Origin of the sequence: Winogradskyella endarachnes, from assembly GCF_009741275.1 — a bacterium.
Lineage (GTDB): Bacteria > Bacteroidota > Bacteroidia > Flavobacteriales > Flavobacteriaceae > Winogradskyella > Winogradskyella endarachnes.
Window position 1 is genome coordinate 156,029 of the sequence record NZ_WOWS01000002.1, and the last position, 26,379, is coordinate 182,407.

At 30.3% G+C, this 26,379-nt stretch carries 24 protein-coding genes; all 24 read left to right on the top strand.

Features of this window, described 5'->3' with window-relative positions; all coding sequences use genetic code 11:
- Nucleotides 1-73 precede the first annotated feature (73 nt).
- The 24 genes from GN138_RS05360 (at nucleotide 74) to GN138_RS05475 (ending at nucleotide 26,369) form a co-directional block, all read left to right on the top strand.
- Complete coding sequence (locus tag GN138_RS05360; RefSeq protein WP_157362765.1) at nucleotides 74-1,330, top strand: sulfate adenylyltransferase subunit 1; 1,257 nt, start codon at nucleotides 74-76, stop codon at nucleotides 1,328-1,330.
- A gap of 9 nt (nucleotides 1,331-1,339) precedes the next feature.
- Entirely contained in the window at nucleotides 1,340-2,128 is a 789-nt protein-coding gene (gene cysQ, locus GN138_RS05365) for a 3'(2'),5'-bisphosphate nucleotidase CysQ (protein WP_157362766.1), read from the top strand.
- Nucleotides 2,129-2,266: 138 nt separating this feature from the next.
- On the top strand, nucleotides 2,267-3,382 hold the full coding sequence (gene gmd / locus GN138_RS05370) for a GDP-mannose 4,6-dehydratase (RefSeq protein ID WP_157362767.1): 1,116 nt from the start codon (nucleotides 2,267-2,269) through the stop codon (nucleotides 3,380-3,382).
- A gap of 125 nt (nucleotides 3,383-3,507) precedes the next feature.
- Nucleotides 3,508-3,807: a four helix bundle protein gene (locus GN138_RS05375; RefSeq protein WP_157362768.1), complete on the top strand. Its 300-nt coding sequence runs from the start codon at nucleotides 3,508-3,510 to the stop codon at nucleotides 3,805-3,807.
- 98 nt (nucleotides 3,808-3,905) lie between these two features.
- A complete protein-coding gene (locus GN138_RS05380; RefSeq protein WP_157362769.1) occupies nucleotides 3,906-4,877 on the top strand; it encodes a GDP-L-fucose synthase family protein in 972 nt (323 codons plus the stop codon).
- A 60-nt stretch (nucleotides 4,878-4,937) separates the two neighbouring features.
- Complete coding sequence (locus tag GN138_RS05385) at nucleotides 4,938-6,389, top strand: MOP flippase family protein (protein ID WP_157362770.1); 1,452 nt, start codon at nucleotides 4,938-4,940, stop codon at nucleotides 6,387-6,389.
- 79 nt (nucleotides 6,390-6,468) lie between these two features.
- The gene (locus GN138_RS05390; RefSeq protein ID WP_197429321.1) at nucleotides 6,469-7,089 is read left to right on the top strand and encodes a sulfotransferase family 2 domain-containing protein; all 621 of its coding nucleotides are present in this window, start codon (nucleotides 6,469-6,471) and stop codon (nucleotides 7,087-7,089) included.
- Nucleotides 7,090-7,092: 3 nt separating this feature from the next.
- Nucleotides 7,093-8,256, top strand: a complete 1,164-nt coding sequence (locus GN138_RS05395) for a glycosyltransferase family 4 protein (RefSeq protein WP_157362772.1) — start codon at nucleotides 7,093-7,095, stop codon at nucleotides 8,254-8,256.
- A 72-nt stretch (nucleotides 8,257-8,328) separates the two neighbouring features.
- A complete protein-coding gene (locus GN138_RS05400; protein ID WP_157362773.1) occupies nucleotides 8,329-9,780 on the top strand; it encodes an MBOAT family O-acyltransferase in 1,452 nt (483 codons plus the stop codon).
- 3 nt (nucleotides 9,781-9,783) lie between these two features.
- Entirely contained in the window at nucleotides 9,784-10,707 is a 924-nt protein-coding gene (locus GN138_RS05405; RefSeq protein ID WP_157362774.1) for a hypothetical protein, read from the top strand.
- A complete protein-coding gene (locus tag GN138_RS05410) occupies nucleotides 10,700-11,851 on the top strand; it encodes a glycosyltransferase (protein WP_157362775.1) in 1,152 nt (383 codons plus the stop codon). The genes GN138_RS05405 and GN138_RS05410 overlap by 8 nt, the downstream gene beginning before the upstream one ends.
- A gap of 31 nt (nucleotides 11,852-11,882) precedes the next feature.
- Complete coding sequence (locus tag GN138_RS05415) at nucleotides 11,883-12,950, top strand: polysaccharide pyruvyl transferase family protein (protein WP_157362776.1); 1,068 nt, start codon at nucleotides 11,883-11,885, stop codon at nucleotides 12,948-12,950.
- Complete coding sequence (locus GN138_RS05420; protein WP_157362777.1) at nucleotides 12,950-14,149, top strand: glycosyltransferase family 4 protein; 1,200 nt, start codon at nucleotides 12,950-12,952, stop codon at nucleotides 14,147-14,149. Before GN138_RS05415 ends, GN138_RS05420 begins: the two co-directional genes overlap by 1 nt.
- A 22-nt stretch (nucleotides 14,150-14,171) precedes the next feature.
- The gene (locus tag GN138_RS05425) at nucleotides 14,172-15,047 is read left to right on the top strand and encodes a sulfotransferase family protein (protein WP_157362778.1); all 876 of its coding nucleotides are present in this window, start codon (nucleotides 14,172-14,174) and stop codon (nucleotides 15,045-15,047) included.
- A gap of 4 nt (nucleotides 15,048-15,051) precedes the next feature.
- Nucleotides 15,052-16,209 (top strand): glycosyltransferase family 4 protein, encoded by a 1,158-nt coding sequence (locus tag GN138_RS05430; RefSeq protein ID WP_157362779.1) that lies wholly within the window; start codon nucleotides 15,052-15,054, stop codon nucleotides 16,207-16,209.
- The gene (locus tag GN138_RS16290; RefSeq protein WP_157362780.1) at nucleotides 16,193-17,491 is read left to right on the top strand and encodes an O-antigen ligase family protein; all 1,299 of its coding nucleotides are present in this window, start codon (nucleotides 16,193-16,195) and stop codon (nucleotides 17,489-17,491) included. The genes GN138_RS05430 and GN138_RS16290 overlap by 17 nt, the downstream gene beginning before the upstream one ends.
- 2 nt (nucleotides 17,492-17,493) lie before the next feature.
- On the top strand, nucleotides 17,494-18,531 hold the full coding sequence (locus GN138_RS05440) for a glycosyltransferase (RefSeq protein ID WP_157362781.1): 1,038 nt from the start codon (nucleotides 17,494-17,496) through the stop codon (nucleotides 18,529-18,531).
- Nucleotides 18,532-18,558: 27 nt separating this feature from the next.
- Nucleotides 18,559-19,719 (top strand): glycosyltransferase, encoded by a 1,161-nt coding sequence (locus tag GN138_RS05445; RefSeq protein ID WP_157362782.1) that lies wholly within the window; start codon nucleotides 18,559-18,561, stop codon nucleotides 19,717-19,719.
- 5 nt (nucleotides 19,720-19,724) lie between these two features.
- Entirely contained in the window at nucleotides 19,725-20,675 is a 951-nt protein-coding gene (locus GN138_RS05450) for a UDP-glucuronic acid decarboxylase family protein (RefSeq protein ID WP_157362783.1), read from the top strand.
- Between the two features lie 6 nt (nucleotides 20,676-20,681).
- Nucleotides 20,682-21,230 (top strand): WcaF family extracellular polysaccharide biosynthesis acetyltransferase, encoded by a 549-nt coding sequence (locus GN138_RS05455; RefSeq protein WP_157362784.1) that lies wholly within the window; start codon nucleotides 20,682-20,684, stop codon nucleotides 21,228-21,230.
- Between the two features lie 3 nt (nucleotides 21,231-21,233).
- On the top strand, nucleotides 21,234-21,983 hold the full coding sequence (locus GN138_RS05460) for a glycosyltransferase family 2 protein (RefSeq protein ID WP_157362785.1): 750 nt from the start codon (nucleotides 21,234-21,236) through the stop codon (nucleotides 21,981-21,983).
- 98 nt (nucleotides 21,984-22,081) lie between these two features.
- Nucleotides 22,082-23,182 (top strand): glycosyltransferase family 4 protein, encoded by a 1,101-nt coding sequence (locus GN138_RS05465; RefSeq protein ID WP_157362786.1) that lies wholly within the window; start codon nucleotides 22,082-22,084, stop codon nucleotides 23,180-23,182.
- Between the two features lie 90 nt (nucleotides 23,183-23,272).
- On the top strand, nucleotides 23,273-24,028 hold the full coding sequence (locus GN138_RS05470) for a polysaccharide biosynthesis/export family protein (RefSeq protein WP_157362787.1): 756 nt from the start codon (nucleotides 23,273-23,275) through the stop codon (nucleotides 24,026-24,028).
- A 1-nt stretch (nucleotide 24,029) separates the two neighbouring features.
- Nucleotides 24,030-26,369, top strand: coding sequence for a GumC family protein (locus tag GN138_RS05475; protein ID WP_157362788.1), 2,340 nt, complete (start codon nucleotides 24,030-24,032; stop codon nucleotides 26,367-26,369).
- The last annotated feature ends 10 nt before the right edge of the window (nucleotides 26,370-26,379 follow it).

Here is a 26,379-nt window from a genome sequence, read left to right on the forward strand (position 1 = left end):
GAAGTTTTAATGATTGTAGAATTTTATTTATCAAAACTAAAGACTAACAACTAATCACTAACAACTATTTAAAATGGATTATCAAGATATAGAATTATTACGTTTTACCACAGCAGGAAGTGTAGATGATGGAAAAAGTACCTTAATTGGACGGTTATTGTACGATAGTAAATCAATTTTTCAGGATCAATTAGATGCCGTAGAAGAATCAAGTAAATCAAAAGGATTTGATTATGTAGATTTATCCTTACTAACAGATGGTTTAAAATCAGAACGCGAGCAAGGAATTACTATAGACGTTGCCTACAGATATTTTGCAACGCCAAAACGAAAGTTTATAATTGCAGATACACCAGGTCATATTCAGTACACACGTAATATGGTTACAGGTGCATCCACGGCAAATCTCGCTATTATATTAATAGATGCACGTAAAGGCATGTTAGAGCAAACGCATCGCCACGCATTTATAGCGTCTCTATTAAGAATACCTCATGCTATAGTTTGTGTTAATAAAATGGACTTAGTAGATTACAGCGAAGAGGTTTACGATAAAATCGTATCAGAATTTAATGCATTTTCTTCAAAATTAGGTATTAATGATATTCAATTTATTCCAATTTCGGCATTAAATGGAGATAACGTTGTTAATCGTTCAGAAAATATGGATTGGTACCAAGGTAGTACTTTAATGTATCATTTAGAAACCGTGCATATTTCAAGCGATCACAATTTGGTAGATTGTCGTTTCCCAATTCAATCTGTAATTAGGCCTCATACTTTAGAGCATCAAGATTATCGTGGATTTGCAGGCCGAATTGATGGTGGTGTTTTTAAGCCAGGTGATAAAGTTAAATCTTTACCCTCTGGTTTTGTGTCTACCATTAAAACTATTGAGTTAAATGGTGAACAAATTCAGGAAGCATTTGCACCAATGTCTGTAACTATGACATTAGAAGATGAAATAGACAATAGTCGTGGTGATATGATTGTGCGCGAAAACAATGTACCTAAAGTTGAACAAGATATTGAAGCTTTAGTAACATGGATGAGTACAAAACCAATTCAAGCTAGAACTAAAGTGGTTATAAAACATACGACTAATGAAACCGTAGGAATGGTAAAAGAATTAAAATATAAGGTAGATATTAATACGTTGCATAGAATTGAAAATATAGATAAAGTTGAAATGAATGATATTGCACGCATGTCTATTAGAACGGCTAAACCTATATTTTTTGATGCTTATAAAAAGAATCGTCAAACCGGAAGTATAATTATAATTGATGAGCAAACCAATGAGACCATTGGTGCTGGTATGATTATATAATTTTTTGAGATGAACAAAAATTTAAAAATTGCAATTACTGCTGCAATTGAAGCCGGTAAAGAAATATTAAAAATATATCATTCTGAAGATTTTGGTGTTGAGTTAAAAGGAGATAATTCACCTTTAACTAAAGCAGATTTGGCCTCGCATAATGTTATTATGTCTCATTTAAATTCTACAGGTGTTCCTGTGCTTTCAGAGGAAGGGAAATCTATTCCTTTTGAAGAAAGAAAAGACTGGAATCAATTATGGATTGTAGATCCAATAGACGGAACAAAGGAATTTATAAAGCGCAATGGCGAATTTACTGTAAATATTGCTTTAATTGAAGATCAAAAAACAAAAATAGGTGTTATTTACGTGCCTGTTCTAGGTGATTTATACTATTCAACTTCAGAAATGGGCGCTTACAAGGTGAAAGTGAATCTAGAAGCGTATAATATTGATAGTTTAATTAACACTGGGTTTAAATTACCTTTAGAACGAGAGGATAAAACATTTACTGTAGTAGCTAGTCGCTCTCATATGTCACCAGAAACTGAAACGTACGTAGCTGAAATGCGCCAGAAACATGGCGCGGTTAATTTAATATCAAAAGGTAGTTCATTAAAATTATGTATGGTGGCAGAAGGCCAAGCAGATTGTTATCCAAGATTTGCACCAACAATGGAGTGGGATACCGCAGCAGGACAAGCAATTTGCGAACATGCCGGTTTTCAGGTTATTGATTGGGATACTAAAAAGCCTATGTTATATAATAGGCAAGAGTTATTAAATGCATGGTTTTTAGTGAAATAATCTTATTAAAAATTTACTGTTCAAGCGTATTTTTTTGATTAAAAAATCAATTAGAATTATAAAGTCCTACTATTTTAGTTAAATTTGTGAAATAATTAAGAAGTGCAATTTTTAGCACCTAAATCGAGTATTTCATAAATGAGTAAAGTTGCATTTATTACAGGAGTAACAGGGCAAGATGGTGCCTATTTAAGTGAATTTTTATTAAAAAAAGGATATCAAGTCCATGGTTTAAAACGTCGTTCATCTTTATTTAACACAGATAGAATTGATCATTTATACCAAGATCCACATGTTGATCACCAAAATTTCTTTTTGCATTATGGTGATATGACGGATAGTACAAACCTTATCCGTTTGATTAAAGAAATTCAACCTGACGAGATTTATAATTTAGCAGCAATGAGTCACGTTGCGGTTTCGTTTGAAATTCCTGAGTATACAGGTAATGCTGATGGTTTAGGGACGTTGAGGATATTAGATGCCGTTCGTTTATTGGGTTTAGAAAAAAAGACTAGAATTTATCAGGCCTCTACTTCAGAGCTTTATGGTAAAGTACAAGAAGTGCCTCAATCTGAAACAACACCGTTTTACCCAAGATCACCTTATGCAGTAGCAAAAATGTATGCTTATTGGATTACAGTAAACTACAGAGAAGCGTACAATATGTATGCTTGTAATGGTATTTTATTTAATCACGAATCTCCAATTAGAGGGGAGACGTTTGTAACCCGAAAAATTACAAGAGCTGTTGCCAGAATTGCTTTAGGATTACAAGATAAATTTCATCTAGGAAATTTAGATGCACAACGTGATTGGGGACACGCTAAAGATTATGTTAGAATGATGTGGATGATTCTTCAAGCAGATGAACCAGAAGATTGGGTAATTGCCACAGGTAAAACGACTAGAATTAGAGATTTTGTACATATGAGTTTTGCTGAAGTTGGTATAGAACTAGAATTTAAAGGTGAAGGCGAAGACGAGAAAGCTTACGTTACAAAATGTAACAATCCTAAATACCAATTAGAAATAGGTAAAGAAGTTTTAGCTGTTGATCCACGTTATTTTAGACCAACTGAGGTTGAGTTACTAATAGGTGATGCCACAAAAGCTAAAAACAAACTAGGTTGGGAGTGTCAATATAATTTAAATGATCTAGTTAAAGATATGATGGCTAGTGATATTAAAGTAATGCAAGAACAGCAGTACCTAGAAAAAGGTGGCTATAAAACCATGAATTATTTTGAGTAGATTTGTGACTCGTAATTGGTAACTTGTGATGAGTTATAGGTCAAAATAAACGGTTTTGTGGTTTATATATTGAAGCAATTGAAACTCTGAAACACATCCTATAAAACAATAACGAGTAACAGACGATGAAAACACATAAGGATTTAGATGCTTGGAAAAGAACTATGGATTTGGTAGAAGTTGTTTATAAATGTACGCAAGGTTTTCCTTCTAATGAAATTTACGGACTAACATCGCAAGTTAGGCGTGCATCGGTTTCAGTTCCAAGTAATATTGCAGAGGGTGCAGGGAGAAAAGGAGATAAAGAGTTTATTCAGTATTTATACATTGCGTTAGGGTCATTAGTTGAAGTAGAAACACAATTATTAATAGCAAAACGATTACATTATATTGATGATATTCATCAAATATCTGAAAAGATATAACAATTAATGAAACTGATTTATGGACTTATTTGCTACATAAAATTAAAATAAATAGCAAAAAAGCTTACGAATTACGAGTCTAAATTAATAAATTACGCATGACAAACAACGAATCACAAATCACTAATTACGAATCACGCATATACATAGCTGGTCATCGCGGTATGGTGGGCTCTGCGGTTTGGAGAGCTTTAGAGGCTAAGGGCTATTCTAATATTATAGGCAAAACAAGTAAAGAATTAGACTTACGTAATCAGCAAGCTGTTACCGATTTTATAAATAACGAACAGCCAGATATTATTATAGATGCAGCCGCAAGAGTGGGAGGTATTTTAGCAAACAACGAGTATCCTTATCCATTTTTAATGGAGAATCTTCAGATTCAGAATAATCTTATCGATGCAGCGCACAAAGCAGATGTAGCTAAATTTATTTTTTTAGGTAGTTCTTGTATTTATCCAAAATTTGCGCCACAACCCTTAAAAGAAGAGTATTTATTGACGGATAGTTTAGAGCCAACAAACGAATGGTACGCTATTGCAAAAATAGCAGGTGTAAAAGCTTGCGAAGCTATTAGAAAACAATTTGGTAAAGATTTTGTTAGCTTAATGCCCACTAATTTATATGGTCCTAACGATAATTTCGATTTAAAAAGCTCACATGTGTTACCCGCGATGATGCGTAAGTTTCATGAGGCAAAAGCAACAAATGCGCCTGTAGAATTATGGGGAAGTGGTACACCAATGCGAGAATTTCTGCATGTAGATGATTTAGCACAAGGTGTCATTTTTGCTGTAGAAAATATTTTGCCTGAACATTTATATAATGTGGGTACAGGTACAGATGTAACTATTAAAGAATTGGCAGAAACTATTCAAAGCATTGTTGGGCATAAAGGAGAGATTGTTTGGGATAGTACTAAGCCTGATGGTACACCTCGTAAGTTAATGGATAGTTCTAAGTTAAGAGCATTAGGTTGGAGTCCTAAATTTTCATTAAATGATGGTATTTTAGATACTTATAATTGGTTTAATTCTCATCAAAGTGATTATAAGAAAGTGGTTATATAGGTTCGATTTAATGAACCAACTTATTTCTATTTTTAAATTCAATATTAATTATCGCACAAAATGCTTGTAACAAAATCCTTAGTTTCTGGAGTCAAATGGACGACGTTTCAGTCAACTTTTAGTGCAGTAATTCAGGTTTTTAGAGTTTTTGTGTTAACAAAGCTACTTATAGCTAATGATTTTGGCTTAATGGCACTTGTTTTAATTGTTACAGGTTTTAGCCAACTGTTTGTAGATTTTGGTATTAGTAGTGCTATCATTTATAAACGAAATAATACAGAAGGCGAATTGTCTACACTGTATTGGTTAAATGTTGCTCTTGGTTGTTTTGCATGTTTAATATTGTTATTTTTTAGCTATCCAATTTCTATTTATGTATTTAACGAAATAGAATTAAATAATATCCTTAAAATTATTTCTATTACATTTTTGTTTAATGGATTTGCTATACAATACAAAGCATTATTATCTAAAAAGTTAATGTTTAAAAGTTTAGCAAAAATAAATATAGTAACACCTTTATTGGGCTTTGTTGTTACTATAATCTTAGCGTATCAAGGATATGGAGTGTATGCATTGGTTTATGGATATATGGTAGAAAATTTTTCCAGAGGAAGTCTATTTATTTTAAGAGGAAAGCAATTCCATATACCAAAATGGTATTTTAAGATTAACGAGGTTAAGTCTTATCTTAATTTTGGAGGCTACCAAATGTCTGAAAGAATTATAACCTACTTTAGACAACAAGGCGATAATTTATTAATAGGTGCTTTTTTAAGTACAGAAATATTGGGGTTTTATAATTTAGCTAAAATTTTGGTAATGAAGCCGGTTCAGTTAATACGTAGTGTCTTTAATAAAATGGCTTTTCCGGTTTACAGTTCTATACAAAACGATGATCAACTTAAAAAAATGGCATTAACCATTAATAAAGTGGTGTATTTAGCTATTATACCTGTTATGCTATTGTTAATTGTGTTCCCAGAAACAACAATTTATTATTTCTATGGCGAAAAATGGTTGTCTAGTGCACCATATCTTAGGTTAACAGCTATATTATTTTCTATACGATTATTAAGAACTACTTTTGGACCCTTGCTTTTGGCAAGAGGTAAAGCTAAGCAATCATTTTATTTTAACCTATGGTTTTCAATTATAGTATTGGTAGCTCTTTGTGTAACCTTACAGTTTTCTATTATATACGCACTTTATGCTTTAATTAGTATTGAGTTGTTTATATTACAAGCTATGAATTTGTATATCGTTTTAAAACCTATATTTGGTTTTACCATAAATGATTATTTAAAAGTGGCTACAGAAAGTTTTTTGCCTTTATTGTTTGCGTGTCTATTATCATTTAGTTTATCTTATTTTTATTCAGATTTTACAAATGTTCTACTTAGTTTAGGAATTTATATACTAGGGCTTTTCGTTGGTTTAGGCTTGTTTTATTGGTTAAATAAAAATACCGTTGGTTTTGTAAAAGAAAAGATAAAGGCTCTAAAAAGTTAATAATAACCTATATTCTATAAGATATTTATAAATGGTAAAAAAAATTAAACATAAAATTAAAAATTTGTTTCTTCGAAAGTTGCGTAAATTCTACGTTTACTGTACAAAAGATGAAAATAATCCATTAAGAAAAGGACCAAATGGAGATTTTATTTTTATTCATATAAATAAAACGGCAGGTTCTAGCATAAAAACGGCAATTGGCTTAACAATAAAAAATCATCTTACAGCTAAAGAAATTATTGATACACATGGTGTTGGACAAGTTGTATTTAAAAACACGTATAAATTTGCTGTAGTTAGAAACCCTTGGGATAGAGTTGTCTCACAATATAAGTATAGAATAAAAACTAATCAGTGTAATATGAAGGATGAGCCTATTCCATTTAAAGAGTGGGTGATAAAAGTTTATGGTAAGGACAAGGATCCGTATTATTATTCTAATCCTAAAATGTTTTTACCTCAGGTAGAGTGGCTAAAAGATTATAATGAAGAAATAAGAATAAATAAAATTGTGCGATTTGAGAATCTTAATGAAGAATTCGCTACAGTGCTTAAAGATTTAGGTATTAATAATGAACTTCCGCATTATAATAAGACTAAAAAAGTAGATTATAAAGAGGCCTATGATGAAGAAACAAAGTCCATAGTTGAGGATTGGTTTAAAGAGGATATTGTTCAATTTGGTTATTCATTTTAAGTTATGGAAATAGGTTATTTCAGTAACTCTAATATTAAAATCTCAGAAACCTTTGTTTACGATTTATTAAAAGGGTTGTACTATAAACATAATGACATCGTATTTTTTTCAGGGGAAAAAAAGAAAAGTGTATTAGATTTTGATGTTAAAGTTAAAAATGCTGGTTTTAATTTTGAAAACAGTTATTTAACCTTTTTAAATAAATTATCTCTAAAATTTCCGAAGTACAGAAATTGGTATGCTACAGTTAAAAATAAAACGGTTATAAAGTGTTTAGAAGCTTCTGGCGCGCAACACATAGATGTAGCATATGTAGATTATGCTACCAATGGTGTGTTGTTAATGGAATTTTTTAAAAAATACAATATTCCTTTTGTAGTGCATATCCATGGCTATGACATTACTTCTAAAATGCGAGATTTGCATTATAAAAAACAATTTAATAAACTCATTAATTGGTGTAGTTATTTTGTGGTAGCAAGTGATTCTATGCGACGTATTTTAGTTTTAAATGGCTGTCCAGAAGAAAAAATAAAATTAATTAGACTTGGTGTAAACGCTAAACTAATACAGCCTTTAAGTTGGGAAGAGAAATTTAAAAAACCAAATCAGGTGGTTTCTTTAGGGCGCTTAACACCCAAAAAAAACCCTATAGCTTCTTTACTGGCCTTTAAAAAAGTAACAGAAGTAATACCAAGCGCTACCTTTACAATTATTGGAGACGGCGAACTAAAAGAAGAGGTGTTAGCTAAAATTAAAGCCCTTAAATTAGAGAATAATGTAATTTTATTGGGTGCTTTGCCAAGAAAAGAGGCTTTTAAAGTAATACAAGATAAAACAGTTTTTATACAACATAGCGTTACAGCACTTACGGGTGATCAAGAAGGTTTTGCGATAAGTTTAGCTGAAGCGCAAATGTTTAAAATTCCTGTGGTTTCTACTATTCATAACGGAATAACAGAAAATGTCATTGATCAAAAAACTGGTTTTTTAGTACAAGAATATGATTATGAGACTATGGCAGAAAAAATTACAGAACTATTACAAAATAAAGACTTGTGTAAAACTATGGGAGAAGAAGGACGGTTGCATATTTCTAAATTATGTAATACAGATAATAGAGTAACATCAATTTTGCTCTTGCTAAATGAGATAAACAAAGTATAAAAAGTTAGTTTTGCAGCCATCAACATAGCGTTTCAAAAAATGTTTCACATAATAATTTTTGTATTTTAACACATGTTATTTAATTCTATAGATTTTGCCATTTTTTTGCCAGTAGTATTTTGTTTGTATTGGTTTGTAACCAATAAAAATCTAAAGCTGCAAAATTTACTTATTGTTATAGCTAGCTACGTATTTTATGGCTGGTGGGATTGGCATTTTTTAACGTTGGTGTTGTTTAGTACAGTTGTAGATTATTCTATAGGTGTAAGGCTGTCTAAAGAAAAAGTAATACTAAAGCGTAAACTATTGCTTTGGGTTAGTATATTAGTTAATCTTGGGTTTTTAGGCTTTTTTAAATACGCTAATTTCTTTATAGAGAATTTTGTTGAAGCATTTTCTTTTTTTGGTTATAGTATTGGTACAAGGTCTTTAAATATTATTTTACCAGTTGGTATAAGCTTTTACACGTTTCAAACCTTAAGTTACACCATAGATGTTTATAAAGGTAAACTGCAACCAACAAAAGATTTTATTGCGTTTTCAGCTTTTGTTAGTTTTTTTCCACAACTGGTTGCTGGTCCAATAGAGCGCGCTACCAATTTATTGCCTCAGTTTTATAAAAAAAGAAAATTTAATTACTCAAAAGCAGTAGATGGTTGTCGTCAAATTTTATGGGGTTTATTTAAAAAAGTAGTTATAGCAGATGGTTGTGCACAATTTGCAAACGATATTTTTAATAACTCAGAGAGTTATAATGGGAGTACATTATTTATAGGAGCCTTATTTTTTACGTTTCAAATCTATGGTGATTTTTCAGGGTATTCTGATATTGCTATTGGCACCTCAAGATTGTTTGGGTTTAATTTAAAACAAAATTTTGCATTTCCTTATTTTTCTAGGGATATAGCAGAGTTTTGGCGCCGCTGGCACATGTCTTTGTCTACATGGTTTAGAGATTATTTATATATTCCATTAGGCGGCAGTAGAGGCGGTACTTGGATGAAGGTGCGAAATACCTTTATTATTTTTATAGTCAGTGGATTTTGGCATGGTGCCAATTGGACTTTTATAGTTTGGGGCGCTTTAAATGCGGTGTATTTCTTGCCACTATTACTACTAAATAAAAATAGAACGCATTTAGGCACTGTTGCTGAAGGAAGGTATTTACCAAGTTTAAAAGAGGGGATTTCAATGATATCTACGTTTTTTATTACGGTAATAGCTTGGGTGTTTTTTAGAGCAGAAAATGTAACACATGCATTAAGTGTTTTACAAAAGATATTTTCTTTAGAATTTTTTAAAACACCTTATTTTAATAACGGGTCATTGGCTTTGCCTTTATTTGGTTTTCTTGTTGTGTTTTTATTTATAGAATGGATGGGGAGAAACCAACAATACGCCATTGAGTCCCTTGGTTTTAATTGGCCCAAACCACTAAGGATATCATTGTATTATAGCATTGTGTTGGCTATAGTTTGGGGGTCTAAAAGTCCTGGTGGTGATTTTATTTATTTTCAATTTTAGATTATGAAAAAGTTTATATTAAAAGTATTAATTTTTCTACTTCCAGCACTTTTGCCATTGTTGGTGGTAGAGTTATTAATACGTCATATCCCAAATGATTATAAAAATAAGAATGACTATATGTTAAGCGATAAGGCTAAACATATTGAAACATTAATTTTAGGGAACTCACACACCCATTTAGGTGTTAATCCACAATACCTAGATTCTAAGGCCTTTAATTTGGCTTTTATTGGAGAGAATTTGGAATTTTCTTTTAAAGTTTATGAAAAATATCAGACTAATTTAAATAACATTAAGACTATTATTTTACCAATTTCTTATGGTTCATTATACAGTAAATCCTTGTCAAAAAAATGGATTAAAAATTATTCTATTTACTATGGTTTAAAGACAACAGATTTTCCAGTAGACAATTTAGAAATATTAAATAAAAGTATTTCAACAATTTGGGAAAACTTAAAAGATTACTATGTACATAAGGATGCTATTATCTTTGTTAGGTCTGATTCATTAGGCTGGAGGTATAGAATGGAGCCTAATATAAAAGATTATGAAAAAGTTGCTAAGAAAATCGTAAAAAGGCATACACATAAAGATGTTGGTCAAGTACAACGTAATTTTAATTTGTTATCAAAGTTTGTAGAAGAGTGTAAATTAGCTAATATTAATGTTATATTACTTACTACACCTGTTCACAAAGAATATATAAATGGTATGAATAAAGAACAGTGGGAAACAACAATTAATAAGTCTAATTTATTGGCGGCTAAGTTCAATAATGTATCCTATTTTAATTTTTATAACGATAAAAGATTTGTTCAAGAAGATTTTAAGGATGCTGACCATCTTAATGTAAAAGGAGCTGAAAAATTTACTAAATATTTAAATAAGATTATGAATCAAATAAGAGTTAGTAATGATTAAACTCAATACAAGAGGAATATATCTTATACAGGAGAAGGGTTGCTTAAATCCAAATACTGGAGCTTTTCAACATATTTCTATGGGCTTAAGGCAGTTGTCTAATAACTTTGAGATTGAATTATTTTTAAATTCAAAACAAATTGATCTCACCGATTACACAAAGCAGGAAAATGTTAAACAACAGGACAAAACAACCAAGCCTAAAAAAATAAAAGGACTTATTTACGGAACAATTAAAGATTTACAAATCTTTTTTACAAACCTTAGTAAAACAAGAAGTTTAATTAAAAGTTTTAAAGCAAAGAATCCTAAATTTATATATGAACGTGTATCTTACTTAGATTTTTCTGGTTTAATTGCATGTAAATATCTAAAAATACCACATTTTTATGAGGCTAATGGTTTTCAATATAAAGGGCGCCGAAGATATTACAAATCTTTGTTTGTAGGTATTGCAAAAATTTTAGAAAAAATGGTATACCGTATGTCTAACCATGTTTTTTTTGTAGGTAGTTATGGTGATTTTTGGAAGATTGATAAAAATAACTGGACTAATGTTGAAAATGGAATAGAAAAAGATTTTATTATTGATTTTAAAGAAAAAGAAATTAGTGAAAAAGACTTTATAGACATTTGTTTTGTAGGGCGTTTAATGGATCATCAAAAAATTAATGTTTTTGTTGAGGCTTTAAGTATTTTTAATAGCAAAAGTCAGATTAGAATTAACCTTGTTGGCTCTGGTTTGGCATGTGTTGAGTCTGAGATAAAAAATTTAGATATTCAAGTTGTAAATCATGGTTTTGTGAGCCGGTCAAATATTGTTACTTTGTTATCTAATTTTGATATAGCAATAATAAGTGGTAGTAATCCATTTCAATCTTGTATGAAGTTATTTGATTACGGAGCAGCTGGTTGTGCAGTTATAGCTCCAGATATACATAATTTAAAACTTTGGTTTAGAGAAGAATTATTTTTCTTTAATGGTAGTTCAGAAGATCTTTCAAAGAAATTAGATATTTTAGTAAAAAACAAAAATAATTTAATTCAGTTTTATGGTAAAAATCTCAATGTTAAAGTGAGAAATAGTTTTACATGGGAAACCATTTTTAATCAAAAAAGTAATATCATAAAAAAGTATTTATAAAGAAAATAGTATAAAATAGTAATTATTAAAAATGATAAAAAATAAATTAATAGCATTAAGCATACTATTTTCTTCTTTTTTTAGAAGATTAAAGTTGGTTGGCGATAAAACAAAATATATTGCTTATATCGGAGGACATGGTCATGAAAATTATGGAGACGATGTAATGTTTAATATTTTAGCCAAATACCTAAATACTGAAGGCTATAAATTAATAACAATCCATTCGTATGGAATTGAAAAAACACTTAAATATTTCCGTTTGTCTGGTCCGGCTTTTTTTGAAAAAATTATTCTTGGAGGTGGTACATTGATTAATGATATGTGGTATTACAAAGTAGAAAGTTTGATTAATTTAGATGTGCCTATTATATCACTTGGTACAGGAGTGGGATCATGTGGATTAGAGCAAAATAAACATATTGATTTTTTAAAATGGGAATCAGTGTTAAATGCATTTGAGGAAGTTAATGTTAGAGGAGCCATAAGTAAGGAAAGGTTATCTACAATCGGTGTAGAGTCAAATATTGTAGGTGATTTAGCATTGCTAAATGGAAAAAAAGAGGTAAAAAAAGGGAATAGAAAAAAAATAGTACTCAACTTAATGAATATTAAAGAGTATAACGGTTTTTGGGAATCTTTAATACCAAAGTTAAAATCATTAGCTGAGAATGGCTGGGAGATTACGCCACTAATCCTTAATCCTATTGATTATGATTACACAAAGACTTATTTTGAAAAATTGAATATTAATGCTGATTTTTTATTAGTAAAAAATGAGAAACAATTTTTAGATATTATTGATGGGGCAAGTTTTTCAATTTGTGTAAGATTGCATGGTGCAGTGCTTACAGCCATAGAAAATACACCTACAATACTTTTTGGCTACAGAGATAAATGCTTAGATTTTATGGCAAGCATTGATCAAGATCGTTTTTATCTTAATATGGATAGTTTATCTAAAGAGCAATTTAATATAGATGAATTGTTAAAGGAATTAATGGATGTTGATTCTAATTTTACTGTTAGAAAAAAAATAAATATTAAAATTTTAAATCATAAAAACAACATTACTGCACACCTAAAGAAAGCCGTTTAATGAATATTCTTCATATTAATGATAAAATAGAAAATAGTGGTGGTGTTGAAACTAACATTAGTCAACTTGTTAATTTAGGTAAGGATTATGGTTTGTGTGGCAGTTGGATAGGAATATATACTATTAAGGGAAGTTTGGAAATCAAAATATATCCCAATGATGAAATTGTGTTTAAGGGCGACCATGCTTCTTTTTTTGTTTTTATTAAAAATTATATAGTAGAAAAAGACATAGACATTATTCATATCCATAGTTTATCTAGTCCAAAACTATTAGAGCATTTTTTTAAACTTAAACCGGTTGTTAGAAGTATACATGAACCTCGAATTTTATGTCCTGGGCAAGGAAAATTTTGGCGAAAATCAGAAGAAATTTGTAATAAGCCTTTTGGATTACACTGTATATTAGACGCTTATAAGGAAGGCTGTTGTAATAGACACCCCAAACGCCTTTTGGAGGCTTACAGTAATGTAAAATGGGAAACTACAAAAGGTAATAAGGGTTATAGTGCTCTGATTGCTAATTCGGAGTATATCATAAATGAAGCAATAAAAGTAGGTTTTACCAATGATAAGTTATATTTAAATCCGCATATGACGCCTTTAGTTGAAGAGAGAGAATTGAAAGATAGATCTAAAGAAAAATGTAAATCATTACTGTTTGTAGGAAGACTATCAAGAACAAAAGGCGTACATTATTTTATAAACTTAGGTTTAGAGCTTTTAAAAAAAGGGCATAATATTACCTTAGATATAGTTGGTGATGGTCACGATAGGTCTTATTTTGAAAGTTTAATACCAGAGGAATATAACGAAAGCTTTCATTTTCATGGTTGGCAAACCAGAGAGAATATTAATAGTTTTTTTAAAAACTGTTATCTATTAGTATTTCCATCCATTTATCCTGAGGCTTTTGGTATTTCTGGTATTGAAGCGATGATGCATGGAAAGCCTGTAGTAGGTTTTGATGTCGGTGGAGTTAATACCTGGTTAAAGCATAATGAAACAGGATATTTGGTGCCAGTTAAGGAAGAAAGGCTTTTGATCAAAAGAATAGAGATTTTATTAAATGATATAGAAAAATATAATTCTATGTGTAAAAAGGCAAGAACAGTTGCTTTGAAGGAGTTTCAGCCCAAAATTCATATGGGTACATTGTACGAGATTTACCAAAATTGTTTTAATAAGAATGGATTTTAAACTTGCTAAAATTAAATAGTGTATGGCTAAAAATAGGATTTTCCTTCCAAACTTTTTCGTCGTTGGAGCTCAGAAAGCTGGAACGACCACTTTTTATGAGATATTTTCAAAACATAAAGAGGTTTTTATTCCTCAAAAAAAAGAACTACGATTTTTTTCATATCATTACAAGAAGGGTATAGATTGGTATTTAAAAAAATATTTTAATTTATCAAGTATTCACAGTTATAAAGCAGTTGGTGAAGTGGATCCAGGATATATCTCAAATTCTTTAGTTCCAGCTAGAATACGACAAGATATTGGAGAAAATGTTAAGATAATAATGATTATGAGACAGCCAGTAAAACGGGCTTATTCAGCTTATAATATGTTTAAAAAATTTAACAGCCCTGAATTTAAAAATTGGACCATTGAGAGCTTTGAAAACCAGTTAAATAAAGAGAATAGAGGGGAGGTAAATTCTAATTTTATTGCTCAAGGTTTATATTATCAAAACTATCAAGCATATAAAAAGGAGTTCGGGGCAGAAAATATTAAATTAATTGTTTTTGAGGATTTTATAGGGAATAAGCGACTAGAGATTGTCGACGAAATTTGTGAATTTTTAGGAATTTTAAAATTTGAAAAACAAGTAGTTCCAGTACACGCTAATAAAGCGTCACTTCCAAAACATAAATGGTTAAATTTCTTATATAACTCAAATCCTTTAATGCAGAGAATCAGAAATATATTAAAATCGTTTCCTAAATTGCAAGGAATGATTAAGAACTTATTAACCACCGCGCCACGCAAATTGTCTAATGCTGAAATTAATAATATAACTCAATTATATTTTCAAGATGATATTAATTTACTTGAGAAAGAATTAGGTTATAAAATTGCCAAATGGAAAGTATAAATATATGAAAATAGCACTAATTACCGATGGTATTTACCCATATGTTATGGGAGGGATGCAAAAACATTCTTATTTTTTAGCCAAGCATTTTGCAAGTAATCAAGTTGAAGTGGATTTGTACCATTACAAGGCCATTACCAATAAAGATTTGCCTACCCCTTTCACAGAGCAAGAATTAAAGTATATAGATATTATAGAAATTGATTATCCGGAGCCTAAAAAATTTCCAGGCCATTATTTATATGAGCGTTATCAATATTCAGAACGAATTTTAAAGAAGTTTTTAGCTAATCCTTTACCAGATTTTGTGTACGCTAAAGGGTTTGCTGGTTGGGCTTTGCTAAAAAAAAGAAAAAAACTTAATATTAAGGTGCCTATTGGTGTTAACTTTCATGGCTACGAGATGTTTCAGAAATGGCCAGATTTTAAAACAGGCATGCATTTACAAATTTTAAAGGCTCCTGTATTGTACCACATGCGTAAGGCGGATAAATTATTTTCTTATGGTGGTAAAATTTCTGATATTATTAAGAGTAAGGGTTTTGCAAAAAAAATTATTCAAATACCTACAGGTATAGGAGCAGAATGGTTAAGAGATTCTAATTTAATTGTAAATTCAAATCATATAATAAATTTTATTTTTGTTGGGCGAGCAGAACGTAGAAAGGGAATAATAGAAATAAATGAGGTCTTAAATAAATTAGGTAATAATGTGCAATATAAATTTCATTTCGTTGGTCCTATTGCTGAAGAATTTAAAATTAATAGTGAAAATATAATTTATCACGGTTCTATCTTTGATGCTGCAAAGTTAAAAAGGATAATAGACCAAATGGACATATTAGTTTGCCCAAGTTATTCTGAAGGGATGCCAAATGTTATAATGGAAGGAATGGCAAGAGGTTGTGCGATAATTGCAACGGATGTTGGAGCTGTAAAAGCCATGGTAAATAGTGAAAATGGATGGCTTATACAAGGAAATATTGTTGATGGATTGGAAAATGCAATTAGAAATGCCGCTGAATTAAATCAGTCCGATTTACATGACAAAAAATTAAAATCTTTAAAACGCGTTAGAGAATATTTTACATGGGAGCAAGTAATACGTCAAACTATAATTGCAATTTCGAAAATAGAAGATAAGAGTGCAAGAACTTTATAACTGTATTCAATTATATAAAAAATCATTTTTATGGCTACTTGCAATAGTTTTAGGTGGCATACTTGGTGGTTTTATTGGTGCAAGTTTGCTTTGTGCTCCTTTATTATTTGTTAAAAATAAAGTATTGCAGATTGAAACACTTTTATTAGTGTTTTTGATTATTTTTATTTTTGGAGATAACTACAAAAATGTTTTAAGTTTTGCCCAAAACTCTAGATTTGTAATTTTAGGAATTAGCCTGTTGATTTTATTTAGATATAATTTATTACAGTCTATTGAAGCTATTTACATATTACCTTTTAGCATTATTGCGACTTTTATAACTTATTTTAATTCAAATTTTGGTATGGAAGCTGTGTTAAGAGGGGTAAGTTATTTTTTGGTAGCTTTAGTAGTTTTTAAAATTACGTTTTTATTAATAGATTATAATGCCAAGAGATTTTACAACCTTTTAGTTACAATACTCTCAATTTATTTTGCACTAAATCTCTTCGTTTTTTTTGTTCCTTTTATAGGTGAAATTTATATTAAAGGACGTTTTATGGGACTTATGGCCAACCCTAATGGTTTAGCCATGGTTTCTTTGATTTCGTATGGAATAATTGACGTGATAAAAAAAATAGAACTATCGTCATTTAAAGGTCGTTATCTAACAATATTTAAGTTAGGTTTACTTATTCTGATTGTTTTGTCAGGTTCAAGAACTGCTATTTTTAGTCTTTTAATTTATGAAATAATAATTCGATTACTCAAGTATAGATTATTACTTTTTGTAGTACTTTTATTAATTATCTATATATACGGTATTAGTGCTTCTTTAAATATAAATAGTGTAATAGATTCACTAGGTTTATCATCTTTTTTAAGAACAGAATCTTTAGAGGATGCTAGTGGAAGAACTGAGGTTTGGGCGGTAGCAGTTGAAGAAATTAAAAACCAACCATGGTTAGGTAAAGGTATGTTATATGATAGTTATTTTATAAATAGTTATGCTGATCGTTTTATTGGTGAAGTAAGAGCACGCCATTGGTCTGGCATATGGAACTCTTATTTAAGTCTTTTATTAAATGTAGGTGTTATTGGTTTGCTTGCGTTCTCCTTTTTTTGGTATAAAATGTTTGCATTGAGTCAAATGAAAATTGTTAGATTTGCCTTTTTATTATTGTGTTTGTTTTCGGCAATTTCAGAATCTTGGATGGCAGCTTCCATGAATGCTTTTATGCCCTTAGTATTTCTATGCTGGGGATTACAGATTAATCAAACTAAATCTATTTCGGTTTAACTATGAATATTTTAGTACTTTATACACGTTTAACAGGTTATTGGATGGCATGTATGCGCAAAGATTGTGAGTTAAACAATAACAATTATCTAGTGTATAGAAAGACGCCTAGTAAAGATGCACCCTTTAAAATAGAAAGTGAGCCAGGTATTAAAATAAGAGATTATGCAAGTGATACCGAAATGGTTATAAATTCAGAAATTGCAAACTTTAAACCAGATTTAATATATATTGCTGGTTGGACTAACAAGCACTATTTAAAGATAGCTAAAACCTATAAATCTAATGGCATACCAGTAATTACAGGCATGGATAATCAGTGGTTAGGTACTTTAAAACAGCGTATTGCATCTCTATTTAGCTATACCTTAATTAGAAAGTATGTAACATATATTTGGGTGCCTGGTAAACCACAATACTATTATGCACGCAAACTTGGTTTTAAACCACAACATATTTTAACGGGTTTATATTGTGCTGATGAATCTATTTTTGAAAAAGTTACTCAAACTAAACATGTTAAACAATTCATTTTTGTAGGCAGAGTAGTAGACCATAAAGGCGTAGAAAATTTGTTTGAAGTTGTGGATAAATTATTAAAATCTAACGATTACGAATTTAAATTACACGTTATTGGTAGTGGACCATTGGAGCATTTAATACCCAAACATCCTAACGTAAAACACACACCTTTTGTGGACCCAGAAAAAATCCCAGAATTATTAACCAATGCAGGTACGTTTATATTGCCAAGTTTGTATGAAGCTTGGGGTGTGGTTGTCCACGAGGCAGCTTTAGCGGGCTTGCCTATGGTGTCTACGCATCAATGTGGCGCAGCAACAGAGTTATTAATAGATGGTTTTAATGGCTATACTTATAATGCTACCGATAAAGATGCATTGACTCGTGTTATAAAGAAATTGGTACTACAAGATGAGCAATCGTATTTTAAAATGTCTGCAAATAGTAAATATTTAGCTTCAAATATTAATTTAACACGTTGGGCGGCTCAAATTAATTCAGTTGTTATTGGTAATTAAACTTGTATGGCTTTAAGAGGATTCTAAATGGTAAAGGATAAAAAGAAAGTACTTATTTGTATCGATTGGTTTTTGCCAGCTTATAAAGCAGGAGGTCCTATTCAATCTATAGCTAATCTGGTAAATCACACAAAAAGTCATTTTGATTATTATATAGTTACCTCTAACTCCGATTTAGATGAGACTTTAGATTTACCGATACTATCATTAAACAAATGGATTAATAAGGAAGATTATAGAATTATTTATTTAGACGCACAACATCAAACCTATAAATTTTATAAAGAATTGTTTTATAAAGAACAGTTTGATGCGGTATATTTCAATTCTTTGTTTTCTCAAAAATTTACATTATTGCCATTATTGGTTTGTAAAAATTTACCAATTAGAAAAGTACTGGCTCCTAGAGGAATGCTAGGTAAAGGCGCTCTAGCAATTAAGCCCTTAAAGAAAAAGGTGTTTTTAAAACTTTTTAAAGCTTTAGGGTTTCACAAAAAAGTAGTTTGGCATGTTACTGCAGAAAGTGAAAAATTAGAGGTGCTTAAAAATTTTGGAGCATCTTCTAACTCGTTATTAGCGCCAAATTTATCTGCTAAAACATTACAAACTCTTCATCCTAAAGAAAAGGAAGTTAATAAGCTAAATATCTTCTTTTTATCGCGTATTGCTGTAAAAAAGAATTTAGGAGAAGCCATTGATTATTTGGCTAATGTTAAAGATTCTTATTTAGTAAATTTTAGCATTATTGGGCCTATTGAAGAACCTAATTATTGGGATATCTGTAAAGTGAAAATAGATCAATTACCAAAACACATTGAGGTAAACTATTTAGGTGCAGTTCCGCATCATGAAATTGCTAACCATTTAGTAGATAAACATATTTTATTATTACCAACACAACATGAAAATTTTGGGCATGTTATAATGGAATCATGGCAAAACGGATGTCCTGTTGTAATATCGGATCAAACACCATGGCAGTCTCTTTCTAATGAAAAGCTAGGATTTGAAATACCGTTACACAATAAGAGCCAATTTATAGCCAAAATTGAATTATTTTGTGCCATGAATAGCGATGAATTTAATGAATGGTTCAAAGCATCAGTTGAATTTGCAAAAAAATTTACTGAAAATCCAAATCTAATAGAACAAAATAAAGCCTTATTTTTGAACACATTAAATAATTAATAGAAATGAAAAGAATTTTAATAACAGGTGGTGCTGGTTTTGTAGGGTCACATTTATGTGAACGATTGCTTAACGAAGGAAACGAAGTAATTTGTTTAGATAACTATTTTACGGGCTCTAAAGATAATATTGAGCATTTAATGGATCATCATTATTTTGAATTAGTGCGTCATGATATTATTAATCCTTATATGATTGAGGTCGATGAGATTTACAACATGGCATGTCCGGCTTCACCAGTGCATTATCAATATAACCCTATTAAAACCATAAAGACTTCTGTAATGGGAGCTATAAATATGTTAGGTTTGGCTAAGCGTGTAGGTGCAAAAATATTACAAGCCTCTACAAGTGAAGTTTATGGAGATCCATCAGTACATCCACAACCAGAAAGTTATTGGGGAAATGTTAATCCTATAGGTTTACGTTCTTGTTACGATGAAGGTAAGCGTTGTGCAGAGACCTTGTTTATGGATTACCACACTCAAAACGAGGTGGCTATAAAAATTATTAGAATTTTTAATACCTATGGGCCACGTATGCATCCAAAAGATGGTCGTGTGGTATCTAATTTTATTATGCAAGCTTTAAAAGGTGATGATATTACTATTTTTGGGGAAGGAACACAAACACGTAGTTTTCAGTATGTCGATGATTTAGTAGAAGGGACTATACGAATGATGAATAGTAGAGATGGTTTTGTAGGTCCTGTTAATATTGGAAACCCGGTAGAATTTACAATGCTAGAATTAGCAGAATTAGTTATTGAATTAACCAATTCTAAATCTAAAATTATTCATTTACCATTACCACAAGATGATCCAATGCAACGTAAACCGGTTATAGATTTAGCGTATAAAGAACTTAATGGTTGGGAACCTAAAATTCAATTGCGAGAAGGCTTAGGGAAAACTATAAATTATTTTGATGGCCTAATTAAATCTAATAAAGCCTAAAATAACTTGAAAACAGACTTATCTAAATATGATAATAGTTGGTATAATCCTGGGTCAAAAGTAAAACGTTTACTTTGGTACTATATCAGTTGGTTGTTTTTTGAAGGTGGATGGAATATTTCTTCAGGGCTTAAAGTCTTTTGGTTAAGACGTTTTGGAGCACAAATTGGTAAAGGCGTAGTTATTAAACCTAAAGTTACCATAAAATATCCATGGAAGCTAAGTATTGGTAATCATTGTTGGATAGGAGAATCTGTATGGATAGATAATTTAGATCAAGTTACCTTAGAAGATAATGTATGTATTTCTCAAGGCGCATTGTTATTATGTGGTAATCATAATTATAAAGTTTCTGGGTTTGATTTATTTGTAAAGCCTATTCTCCTAAAAGAAGGAAGTTGGGTTGGCGCAAAAAGCAATGTGGCACCTGGTGTTATTTTTGAAAGTCATGCTGTATTAAGTTTAGGCTCTGTGGCTACTAGTAATTTGGAGGCCTACGGTATTTACAGTGGTAACCCAGCAATTAAAGTGAAAACACGTAAACTAGATAACTAATACATGAAAGTTTCTATAATTACAGCTACGTATAATAGCCAAAGTACTATTAAAACGTGTATGGATTCTGTGCTGAGCCAATCCTATAAGGATATTGAGTATATTGTTGTTGATGGTGGTTCAAAAGATGAAACACTTAACTATATAGTAGAACAGGCCAGTAAGCATCAAAATATAATTTATAGTTCAGAACCAGATAAAGGTATTTACGATGCTTTAAATAAAGGAATTGCAAAAGCTACAGGAGATATTATAGGCTTTGTACATTCTGATGATTTTTTAGCAAGTAGTACTATTATTCAAACCATAGTAGATGCATTTAAAACTGAAAATGTTGATGGAGTATATGGAAACCTACATTATGTAGCTTTAGAAAATACAGATAAGATTATTAGAAATTGGATCAGTAAGCCCTTTAATTCTAGTATGTTAAAAAAAGGTTGGATGCCAGCACATCCAACACTTTATTTAAAAAAATCGCTATATGATAAAAATGGCATATTTGATTTATCTTATAAAATAGCTGCAGATTATGATTTTATTTTGCGTATATTTAAACAAGGTCATTTAAAATTTTATTTTCTACCTAAAACTATTGTAAAGATGCGTGTAGGTGGCGCTAGTAATAGGAGTTTGAAAAATATTATTCAAAAGTCAAAAGAGGATTATAGAGCTATAAAAACAAATAAAACCGGAAATTGGGTGACTATTATGGTGAAAAATGTTTCTAAACTGAAACAGTTTATAACCTAAAATTTTAAAAGGATAGTTTTTCAGAACTATTTTTAGATTCTAAAAAAAATAATAATGCATATTTGCATCCCTAACTATTATAAAATTCTAGAATAATCATGGTAAAAGAATTACTTGAAAATTTTAATCCTATAGATTATGTAGGCTTCATGGTTTTTATTGCTGTGGCTATATCTTTAATTATTTCTTTTGCCAGTTATCCAGCAATTTTATTGGTGGCTTTAAAAAAGAATCTATTAGATAAATCTGGAGACCGTAGTAGTCATACGGGTACGGTTCCAAATTTAGGAGGAATAGGAATTTACCTAAGTATTGTAGTTTCAATTACCATTACAGGAGCTCCTTTAGAGACTAAAAGTTTATTTTTAATACTGGGAGGTATTACAGTACTGTTTTTTTTAGGTTTAAAAGATGATATATTAATACTATCACCTCGAAAGAAATTAATTGGTCAATTATTAGCAGCATTTTTACTAATAATTTTTACGGACACTAGAATTTATGGGTTTTCAGGTATATTAGGAATTTCAATTATGCCTTATTGGGTTTCTGTTGGGTTCACACTTTTTGTTTATTTGCTAATTATAAATGCTTTTAATTTAATTGATGGTATAGATGGGTTAGCGGGTTCACTTGCTTTAATAGCTTGTATAGCTTTTGGTATATTTTTTTATAAATATGAAGATATAAGTATGGTGGTTTTAGCGGCTTCTTCGGGAGGTGCATTAATCTCGTTTTTATATTTTAATTTTTCTAGACGACGAAAAATGTTTATGGGAGATTCTGGGTCTATGATTTTAGGATTTATTTTAGCCGTTTTTGCTGTTAGATTTATTGATTCTTCAGAAAGTAAAGCCATTAGTTTATTTCATAATTCATCGCCTGTAATTGTACTTTCTATTTTATTTTTTCCTTTGTTAGATACGTTAAGAATATTTTTTATTAGAATAGTGGTTCATAAAAAAAGCCCTTTCGCTGCAGATAACAACCATCTTCACCACCGTTTTTTAAAATGTGGTTTTTCTCATAAACAAACTACAATTACAATAGTTGTTACTAACGTAGTATTAATATTTGTGGCGTATTTTTCTAGAAATTTCGAAATTAATTGGCAGCTTATATTATTACTAATATCAGGAACCATTTTATATTCATTATATTTTATTTTCGATTGGTTAAGAGGAATGAAAAGTAATTAATATTAGTTTAAAAATTATAATTGAAAACGGGTTATTCTTTGTTAAACATATAATTGAGATTATATTTGTTTCTTTAATAAATACTTACGAATGTCAAAGCGCCTTTATTGTTTGTTTCTAGTTTTATGTACGTTCTCATGCACGAGTAAAAAGGAAATCCTTTACTTACAAGATGTAGAGCAATATTCAAATACAGATATTGCCTATGCAAATTCAAAAATTCAACCCAATGATGTATTAAAAATTAATATTGGAGCTTTGATACCAGAATCGGCTATGCCTTACAATTTAAGTAATAATGCTGTTGGAAATAGTGTTGAACTGATGCAATTAGACGGATATTTAGTCAGTGAAGATTTAACAATAGAGTTCCCTGTATTGGGTGAACTATCTGTGGCAGATAAAACAACACAAGAATTCGGAAAATACTTAAAGAGTATTTTAGAGGAAGAGGGCCATTTGAAAAATCCAACAGTAAATGTGAGATTGGTTAATGCTAAATTTACCATTTTAGGTGAGGTAAGTAATCCTGGAACCTACAATTTTACCGAGCATAATATTACCTTGTTACAAGCACTTGGATACGCCGGAGATTTAACAATAAACGGTAAACGAGAGGATATTACCATTATAAGATATGAAAATGGCGTTCAGCATATAGCACATATAGATATAACCAAGGCAGATTGGTTAAATGGACCTTATAATTTTATTAGACCTAATGATACAATAATAGTTGACCCTAATAATCCTAAAGTTAAGAGTGCTGGTTTTGTAGGGAATGTTGGAACTTTAATTTCTGTGGTTTCAATAATATTCTCTACAATTGTATTAATTACCAAATAATATGAGTCAATTAGAAGACAATAATTATAATATTGATAAAGATCAAGGCGAAGCAATAAAACGAGAAATTCGAAGATATACCCATTATTGGTATTGGTTCGTTTTAGGCATAATTGTGGCTTTAATTGGTGCATTTATTTATTTGCGTTACACACCAAAGGTATATAATGCAAGTGCTAAAATTAAAATTTTAAATAAAACTAAAGGTCTAGAGTTACCCTCTTCGGCCTTTGTATTTAATCGATCTAATATAAATTTAGAAAATGAAATAGAAATATTAAAATCCTATCGAATAATTGAAAACGTTGTAGATCGTCTAGATTTAACCATGCGATTTTATGAAGAAGGTAATGTATTAACCACAGAAATATATAGATTGCCTTTTAATATAACTAAAACCGTAAGTAACGATAGTATTTATGTAGGTTCGTCATACAGAATAGTTGTAAAACCAAATGCTTTTGAAGTAACACCATCTAGTACAAGCAAGGTCTTGAATTTCCCTAATTTCGACACAACTAAATCAAATCATAATTTACCATTTGAATTAAGTCTAAAAAGTAAAAATACAATCGGTGCAGTAGTTGGTAAATCGTATATTGTTAGTTTATCATCTATTTCAGCAATTACTAATGGGTTAAAAAATAGAATAGAGGTCGGTGTACTTGGTGCCAATAGTGATTTGTTAAAATTAGATTTTAAAAGTCAAAGTAAATCTAAAAACGAGCGTGTTTTAAATACTTTAATAGACGTATTTAATGAAGATGGCATTAATGACAGGCAAGAGGTGTCTAGGCGTACCATAGATTTTATTGATGAGCGTTTTACAAAATTGGCCAGAGAATTAGATTCCATTGAAGTAGATATAAAAGATTATAAACAAAAAAATAATTTAATTACTTTAGATTCTGATGCAGAATTGGGTATTTCTCAACGTACTATATCGGAGCAAGAATTATTTGAAGTAGAAAGGGAATTAATGCTGTCTGATTTACTAAAAGAATCTATTGAGAAACCAGAAGATAAATCAGGGCTTCTTCCGGCTAACATTGGTTTAGATAATTCCAGTATAAATGGATTATTAGATAACTATAATACCTTAGTATTTGAACGAGAAAATTTATTAAAAACTAGTGCAGGTGAAAACAATCCTAACGTAGTATTGTTAGAATCAAAATTAAAGGATGTTAAATCAAACATTTTCGCATCAATTGATTCTTACTCTAAACAATTAGAAGCCTCCAAAGCTCAAATTGCTCGAAAAAACAGAAAGTTTTCATCTCAAGTATATAGCTTGCCAGCAAAGGAAAAAGCAATAGTAGATATTACAAGACAACGAGAAATTAAGCAAAGTTTATATTTATTTCTATTGCAAAAAAGAGAGGAGGCTGCAATTAATTTAGCGATAACAGAACCGTCTATTAAAGTTGTGGAATACGCCATTTCTAATGGTGCACCAATTTCTCCAAATACTCGTAGTATTTATCTCATGGCCTTATTAGCCGGTCTTATTGTCCCATTTGGAGTGCTTTATGTAATTCAATTACTAAATACTAAAGTAAAGGATAGAGAAGATGTCCAAGAAAGAAATCCTAAAATTCCTATTGTTGGTGAATTACCTAAAGTAAAGTCTGATCAGTTGATATTTAAAAATCCCGAAGATAATTCGGTACAAGCAGAAGCTTTTAGAATCTTAAGTTCTAATGTAGATTATATTTTGCCAGTAAAAGAAAAAGGAACAGGTCGTGTTATTTTTTGTACCTCTACTATTAAAGGTGAAGGAAAAACATACGTAAGTATTAATTTATCGTTATCCTTATCTAGTATTAATAGAAAGGTGTTGTTAATCGGTGCAGATTTAAGAAACCCTCAAATACATACTCATATCTCTGAAGAAAAGCATAAGCCTGGATTATCTAATTATTTACATGATGTAAATTACAATTGGAGAGACGCTATAATTAAAGGTTTTGAAAAGCATCCTAATCACGATATAATCTTATCTGGAAGTATTCCTCCAAACCCAGCACATTTATTAACTAATGGTCGATTTGAAAAATTATTGGAAGAGGCCAGTAAAGAATATGATTATGTAGTGGTAGATACAGCGCCTACAATCTTAGTTACGGATACTATGTTAATTTCTAAGTTAGCAGATGCTACAATTTATTTAGTGAGAGCTAATTATACCGAGAAAAATTTATTGAATTATTCTAAAGAACTTAATGAGTCTGGTAAACTAAAAAATATTGCTTACGTGCTTAATAGTGTAGATACCAACAAATCTTATGGATATGGTTATAATTATGGCTATAATTACGGTTACGGAACCAAAGAATAAAATAGAGATC